Source organism: Stenotrophomonas sp. 2YAF22, from assembly GCF_052114665.1.
Classification (GTDB): Bacteria; Pseudomonadota; Gammaproteobacteria; order Xanthomonadales; family Xanthomonadaceae; genus Stenotrophomonas; species Stenotrophomonas indicatrix.
The window spans coordinates 1-6,808 of the sequence record NZ_JBFRFE010000189.1 but is presented as its reverse complement, the minus strand read 5'-3'; the positions used below and the strand labels follow the sequence as shown (position 1 = coordinate 6,808).

The 6,808-nt window shown below is 67.2% G+C and carries 7 protein-coding genes; 5 read left to right on the top strand and 2 right to left on the bottom strand.

The window, feature by feature from the left end:
- The first annotated feature begins 185 nt into the window (after nt 1-185).
- The 5 genes from AB4Y84_RS09480 (at nt 186) to AB4Y84_RS09460 (ending at nt 4,222) form a co-directional block, all read left to right on the top strand.
- A complete protein-coding gene (locus AB4Y84_RS09480; protein ID WP_442244474.1) occupies nt 186-983 on the top strand; it encodes an SDR family NAD(P)-dependent oxidoreductase in 798 nt (265 codons plus the stop codon).
- A 93-nt stretch (nt 984-1,076) separates the two neighbouring features.
- Nucleotides 1,077-2,966 carry an MFS transporter gene (locus tag AB4Y84_RS09475; protein ID WP_428703965.1) on the top strand — a complete coding sequence of 630 codons (1,890 nt, stop codon included), beginning with the start codon at nt 1,077-1,079 and terminating at the stop codon, nt 2,964-2,966.
- Nucleotides 2,967-3,147: 181 nt separating this feature from the next.
- Nucleotides 3,148-3,435 carry a CD225/dispanin family protein gene (locus tag AB4Y84_RS09470; RefSeq protein ID WP_025874636.1) on the top strand — a complete coding sequence of 96 codons (288 nt, stop codon included), beginning with the start codon at nt 3,148-3,150 and terminating at the stop codon, nt 3,433-3,435.
- 33 nt (nt 3,436-3,468) lie between these two features.
- Nucleotides 3,469-3,753 carry a CD225/dispanin family protein gene (locus AB4Y84_RS09465; protein WP_025874635.1) on the top strand — a complete coding sequence of 95 codons (285 nt, stop codon included), beginning with the start codon at nt 3,469-3,471 and terminating at the stop codon, nt 3,751-3,753.
- 43 nt (nt 3,754-3,796) lie between these two features.
- On the top strand, nt 3,797-4,222 hold the full coding sequence (locus AB4Y84_RS09460) for a DUF2752 domain-containing protein (protein ID WP_025874634.1): 426 nt from the start codon (nt 3,797-3,799) through the stop codon (nt 4,220-4,222).
- Nucleotides 4,223-4,777: 555 nt separating this feature from the next.
- On the opposite strand, the gene ampE is transcribed toward AB4Y84_RS09460, so the two are convergent.
- Nucleotides 4,778-5,665: a regulatory signaling modulator protein AmpE gene (gene ampE / locus AB4Y84_RS09455; RefSeq protein WP_025874633.1), complete on the bottom strand. Its 888-nt coding sequence runs from the start codon at nt 5,663-5,665 to the stop codon at nt 4,778-4,780.
- 94 nt (nt 5,666-5,759) lie between these two features.
- Nucleotides 5,760-6,692 (bottom strand): NAD(+) diphosphatase, encoded by a 933-nt coding sequence (gene nudC, locus AB4Y84_RS09450; protein WP_025874632.1) that lies wholly within the window; start codon nt 6,690-6,692, stop codon nt 5,760-5,762.
- Nucleotides 6,693-6,808 lie beyond the last annotated feature (116 nt).

The window sequence follows — 6,808 nt, the reverse complement described above, 5'->3', positions numbered from 1 at the left end:
GATCTACTGGAGCGCATCCACGCATGGCGTGGATCTACTGGTGCGGCATCCACGCGTGGCGTGATGTGCTGGAGCGGCATTCGGGTGTCGCCCTGTCGGCCGTGCAACATCGTGTTGCGTCCACGGGGGCATTCCGATCACGCCGCCGCGCCGATACTGCCGTGTCGCCCACGCAGGATCTCCCCATGAAGATCGAACTCAACGACCGCACCGCACTGGTCACCGCCTCCACCGCCGGCATCGGTCTGGCCATCGCACAGGGGCTTGCCGCCGCGGGTGCGCAGGTCATCCTCAACGGCCGCAGTGCCGACAGCGTGGAACGCGCGCGCCAGCGCCTGCTGGCTGCCATTCCCGACGCCAACGTGCTGGGCGTGGCCGCCGACCTGTCCGACGCCCGCGGGGTCGACGCGCTGCTGGCCGGCCTGCCGGGCAACGTCGACATCCTGGTCAACAATGCCGGCATCTTCGGCCCGCAGGACTTCTTCGAGACCGACGATGCCACCTGGGAGCAGTACTGGCAGACCAATGTCATGTCCGGCGTGCGCCTGTCGCGCGCCCTGCTTCCGGCGATGGTCGACGCCGGTTGGGGCCGCGTGCTGTTCATCTCCTCCGAATCGGCACGCAACATTCCTGCCGACATGATCCATTACGGCGTCAGCAAGACCGCGCAGCTGTCGTTGTCGCGCGGCTTGGCCAAGCGCGTAGCCGGCAGCGGCGTCACCGTCAATGCGGTGCTGCCCGGCCCAACGTTGTCCGACGGCTTCGCAACAATGTTCGAAGAAGAACGCGCACGTACCGGCAAGCCGCTGGAACAGATCGGCCGTGAGTTCGTGATGGCCCATCGTCCTGCATCGGTGATCCAGCGCGCGGCCACGGTCGAGGAAGTGGCCAACATGGTGGTCTACCTCGCCTCGCCGCAGGCGTCGGCCACCTCCGGCGCAGCGCTGCGGGTCGATGGCGGCGTGGTCGACGATATCGTGTGAGCGTTGGTGGGGTGTGCGGACCAACGGTCCGCACCTACCCCATCCCTGCCTGACAGGCAGGAATGCTAGGCTGCGCCGGTCCAAGGAGGTTCCATGTCCGGTCACAACCAGTTCGCCCTGCTGCGCCAGCGCCGTTTCCTGCCGTTCTTCATCGTGCAGGGCTTGGGTGCCTTCAACGACAACGTGTACCGGCAGGCGATCATCGGCCTGCTGTTCTACCTCGGCGTGGCTGAAAGTGAGCGCACGCTCTACACCAACCTGGCGCCGGCGCTGTTCATCCTGCCCTACTTCCTGTTCTCCGCCCTGGCCGGGCAGATCGCGGAAAAGCTGGAGAAGTCGCGGCTGATCGTGATCACCACCACCATGGAGATCGTGATCATGACGCTGGCTGCGGTGGGCTTTCTTACCGAGAGCCTGCCGGTGCTGCTGGTGGCCCTGTTCTGCACGGGCCTGCAGTCCACCCTGTTTGGCCCGGTGAAGTACTCGGTGCTGCCCTCGGTGCTGCGCCCGGAAGAACTGACCGGTGGCAATGGCCTGGTCGAGATGGGCACGTCGATGTCGATCCTGACCGGCATGATCGTCGGCGGCCTGGTGTTCACCCTGGCCGGCAGCCATGGACCGATCGTGGCCGCCACCGCGGTCATCGCGCTGGCGATCTGCGGCAACCTGGCCGCGCGCATGATCCCCAAGGTAGATGCCGGCGCCCCGGACCTGAAGATCAACTGGAACCCGATTCCCGAATCGCTGGCCGTGCTGCGCATGGCCAGGAAACAGAAGGCGGTACGCAACGCCATCCTCGGCGTGTCCTGGTTCTGGTTCGTCGGCACCATCCTCACTGCGCAGCTGCCGTCCTATGCGGTCACCAACCTCGGTGGCGAACCCACCCTGTACATCTTCGCCCTGGCGCTGTTTTCGGTAGGCACCGGCGTCGGTTCGCTGCTGTGCGAAAAGCTGTCGGCGCGTACGGTGGAGATCGGCCTGGTGCCGCTGGGTGCGTTCGGCATGACCGCCTTCCTGCTGGACCTGTACTTCGCGCGCGCCGGTGAAGCCACCGCGCAGGGCCTGTCGGTCACCCAGTTCGTGCACCAGGCCGGCAGCATCCGCATCATCATCGACCTGCTCGGCATCGGCCTGTTCACCGGCTTCTTCGTGGTGCCGCTGTTTGCGTTGATCCAGAGCCGCACGCCGAAATCGGAGATGTCGCGCGTATTCGCCGCGCTGAACATCCAGAACTCCGGCTTCATCGTCGCTGCGGCCGTACTCGGCCTGCTCACCCAGCGCCTGCTCGGCTGGACCATCCCGCAGCTGTTCCTGGCACTGGCCATCGCCAATGCCGTGGTGGCGATCTACATCTTCACCATCGTCCCCGAATTCCTGATGCGCTTCCTCAGCTGGGTGATGGTGCGCACGCTGTACCGGCTGCGCCCGCACGGCATCGAAGCGAACGTGCCCGATGAGGGCGCCGCGCTGCTGGTCTGCAACCACGTCAGCTACATGGACGCGCTGATCCTGTCGGCGACGATCCCGCGCCCGGTGCGCTTCGTCATGTACTACAAGATCTTCAACATCCCGGTCATGCGCTGGATCTTCCGCACCGCCAAGGCGATTCCGATCGCTGGTGCGCGCGAAGACCCGGCCTTGATGCAGCGCGCGTTCGATGAAGTCGACGCCGCACTCGCCGAGGGCGAGCTGGTATGCATCTTCCCGGAAGGCGCACTGACCCGTGACGGCGCGATGGCACCGTTCAAATCGGGTGTGGAGAAGATCCTTGAACGCCGCCCGGTACCGGTGGTGCCGATGGCCCTGCGCGGCATGTGGTCGAGCATGTGGAGCCGCCGCGATACCCGCCTGGGCCGGATGCGCGTACCGCGTCGGTTCCGGGCGACAGTGGAGGTGGTCGCCGCCCCGGCGGTGGATGGCCATTCAACCGATGCCGCCGCCCTGGAAGCGCAGGTCCGCACCCTGCGCGGCGACCTCGCCTGACGCAATCGCCCCCATCCGGGGGCGATGACGGTACGCTGCATACGCCACCGTCCAAGGGCGATGCGAGGCCTGACGGGGCTGAAAACGCATACATGCGTCGTTGGTTGCGGTAGATTACGCACCCACAGGGGGGAGGTTCGGCCCGTTCACACGGCCGACCACCAAGGAATGGAGTCTTGCTTTGAATCAACCGCCACCGCTCAGCCGTCCGGTCTACATCCCCAACCATCTGGTCTGGGCGATCCTGACGACGCTGTTCTGCTGCCTGCCGTTGGGCGTGGTGTCGATCGTGTATGCCGCCCAGGTCGATGGTCGCAATGCGGCCGGTGACCTGCCGGGGGCCTATAGCGCGTCGCGCAAGGCGGGCTGGTGGGCGGTGGCTTCGGCCGCAGCCCTGCCGGTCCTGTTGCTGTTGTGGTTCGGGCTGTTCGGCGGCTTGGCCGCGCTGGGCGCTCTATCCGACCTTTGATTCACCACCACCACCCATCGAGGAGCTTGAACCATGAACACCACCACTGCGCAGGTCCCCAATAATCTGGTCTGGGCCATCCTGTCCACCCTGTTCTGCTGCCTGCCGGCCGGCATCGTGTCGATCGTCTACGCCGCGCAGGTCAACGGCAAGCTGGCTGCCGGCGACGTCGCCGGTGCCCGTGATTCGGCCGACAAGGCCAAGAAGTGGGCCATCTGGTCGGCCATCGCTGCCGTTGTGGTTGGCGTCCTGTACTTCATCATCATCATGGCCGTTGGCGGCCTGGGCGCCCTGAGCGGCGGCAACGGCAGCTACTGATGCCCGCGACGGGGTCCGGCCATGCGCCGGATCCCGCCCCCGCATGTCCGCACTTCCTGCTCGTTCCCGACTCACCCGCTGGGCTCCGCTGCTGGCCGCGTCCGGCCTGGCTGCGGGTGCCGCCGTGGTCCTGCGCCACGTCAATCCGTATGTCTCCGGCAATCCGCTGCCGGGCTGTCCGCTGTACGCACTGACCGGCTTCTACTGCCCCGGCTGCGGCAGCACGCGCTGCCTGTACTCACTGGTCCACTTCGACCTGCCCGGCGCGATGGCGATGAACCCGTTGCTGGTCATCAGCCTGCCCTTCCTGTTCCTGATGCTGCTCAACACCGCCGGCGTACGCCCGCGCGTGCTTGATCCACTGATGCGGGTACTGGCCAGCCCCACGTTCTGGCTATGGCTGCTGCCCGGCTATGCCGTGCTGCGCAACCTGCCGTGGGCACCGTTCACCGCGCTGGCTCCGGTGTAGGTTTCCAGCCAACGGCGCAGCCCCTTGTGGTGGGCGGCGTTTGAAGGCAGAAGCCCTGGGGTGGCCGGGCGGGATGGGGTTGCGGGGGACGCCGTGAATCCGTCCGTGGAGGCTTGGCCGCGGCATCCATGCCGCGGACACCCCCGCAGCCCCATCCCGCCCGGCCACGGACAATTTCCGTGCGCGTCCACCACGGAAGAGAAAGAGAAGATCAAAAGCCGAAGCGGGTCGCTCCGCTCGGCATCCACGCATGGCGTGGATCTACTGGCCGTCAYCGGAAACTGTCGGGGGTGGGGCGGTGTGGGGSTGCAGGACCGTTGGCGCCATGGGCCCGAGGCATGCCTCGGGCGGGTTGGGCAGGACGCCCGACCCCGGTCTTGCCGTGTGCGCAGGACAGCGCACACGAGCAAGGCGCAATCGAGCCCCCATGGATGGGTTCACGGCGTGTCCTGCAGCCCCACACCGCCCCGCCAAACCCACAGAAATCCAGAGCCGCTGTTGCTGTTGCTGTTGCTTCCAGCGGGTGCAGGGCAGCAAGCCCTGCAGAAAGAACAACTAGGTCACCCAGCCCGCGATCACCAGCAGGGCCAGCACCGCCAGCCACAGCAGCAGCATCCGCCACACCAGGCTCATCGCATCCCGCAGGTCCGGCAACCGCTGCCACACCGGCAGCAGACCGGCTTCGGTGTAATCGTGCGCATCTTCGCGCAGCTCGGCATTGACGCTGGCACGCGCCACCGCGCCCAGGAAACCAATGCCGCCGGCCAAGCGCTCACCATGCGCCTGGCGCCATGCCTTCCAGGCCGTGTCGAAGTTGCCGACCAGGGCCATCGAGAACGCCATCAACTGTGCCACCGGCCACTCGATCCAGCCCAGCAGCCGCTGTGCCAGCGCCAGCGGCTCCACCGGCACGCGCGCGCGCATCGGGCTTTCCGCCATCAGTGCCAGTAGACGATAACCGAGAGCCCCCACCGGGCCCAGCAGCAGGAACCAGAACAGCACCGCGAACCAGCGCCGCAGGGCGTTGAGCACGGTCGCCTCGACCAGTGACGGAACATCCTCGCGCAGGCTGCCACCGGCCGACTGCAGGTTGCGTACCGCCGCCTGCCGGGTGGGCGCATCGTCGGCATCGATGATCGCTTCGATGTCGCGGTCCAGATCCCGCGGGCCCCAGCACCAGGCCAGCACGGCCACGCCCAGCAGCAGCGCCGGAAGGCCGAACAGCACCCCGCGCAGCAGCCAGGCGACCAGCGCCATCAGCAACAGTGGCGGTACGATCGCCAACGCCACGCCGGCGGCCCCCTGCCAGGCCCGACCACCGCGCGCGTCCAGCCAGCCCAGCCAGCGCCGGAAGCCGTCGAAACGGCGCAGCGACGCGGCAGCGGCCGGGGCGACATGGCCAAGGGCCAGTGCCACCAACACGGCGACCAGGGTGGTGAACATGGCAGGTCTCCCTACGAGCGAGCGTTCGGCGTCGCTACCTTACCTGTCGCAGCGTCGCCGTCAGCGGTGAACCGTACTGTAACCGGCTGCGTGTTCAGGTGGCGGCAATGCTGGCACCGCCGGATGCCGGTTGCTGGCGGTACCAATGCTCGATCAGGCCCCGCGAAATGGAAATCGGCGGTGACAGACGGATGCCTTCTCCATCGTCCTCGACGTCACGCGCGAGGGCCGCGCCAACTTCCTCGGCGCTGAACCAGCGCGCGTCTTCCAGTTCGCCATCCACGGTCGGCACGTCGTCGTGTGCCTGCGCGCGGAATCCGACCATCAATGCGCCGGGGAACGGCCAGGGCTGCGAGCCCAGGTACTGGCAGGCGGTCACCCGCACCTTGCTCTCTTCGTGCACTTCGCGCGCTACGGTCTGCTCGAAGGTCTCGCCCGGCTCGACAAAGCCGGCCAGCACCGAATAGCGGCGCGGCGCCCAGTTGGACTGGCGACCCAGCAACAGCCGGCCCTGGTTTTCCACTGCGACGATCACGGCCGGGTCGACGCGCGGATAGTGTTCGGTCGCGCACTGCGGGCAGCGGCCGACGAAGCCACCCCGGGCGAACGTCACGGCGCTGCCGCAGACACCGCAGAAGCGGGTACGCGATTGCCAGTAGGACATGCCACGGGCGTAGCTGAAGGCTGTCGCATCGGCCACGGTCCACAGCAGTGCGGCCTGGCGCAGATCGAGCCGGCGTGGCGCGGTGACGGTCACGCTGGCCGCTTCCACCGAGAACCACGCCTGCTCGCCACGCAGGCCGAGGAAGATCGCGACACCCGGCCCGCCACCGACATCGGCGCCGGTCAACGCCAGCGGCTGGTCGTCATCACCGGTGAAGGCGGTGCCGTCCTGGTCCAGGACAAGAATGCGCGCATCGGGCCACAGGCGCGCCAGAGCATCGGCGTCTTCGCGCATGGCATCGGCGCGCTCCAACGGTTCACCCACGAAGGCAAAACCGGAAAGCGGCGAAGGAGAATTGAGCATCCAGCTAGCCTGCCGCCAATCACGGCAAGTGGCAAGCCGCAGACTGTGCAGAAACCCGCCTGTGGTTGCAGGAAAGGCCATCCACGCATGGCGTGGATCTACCGAAGGCACCGCGC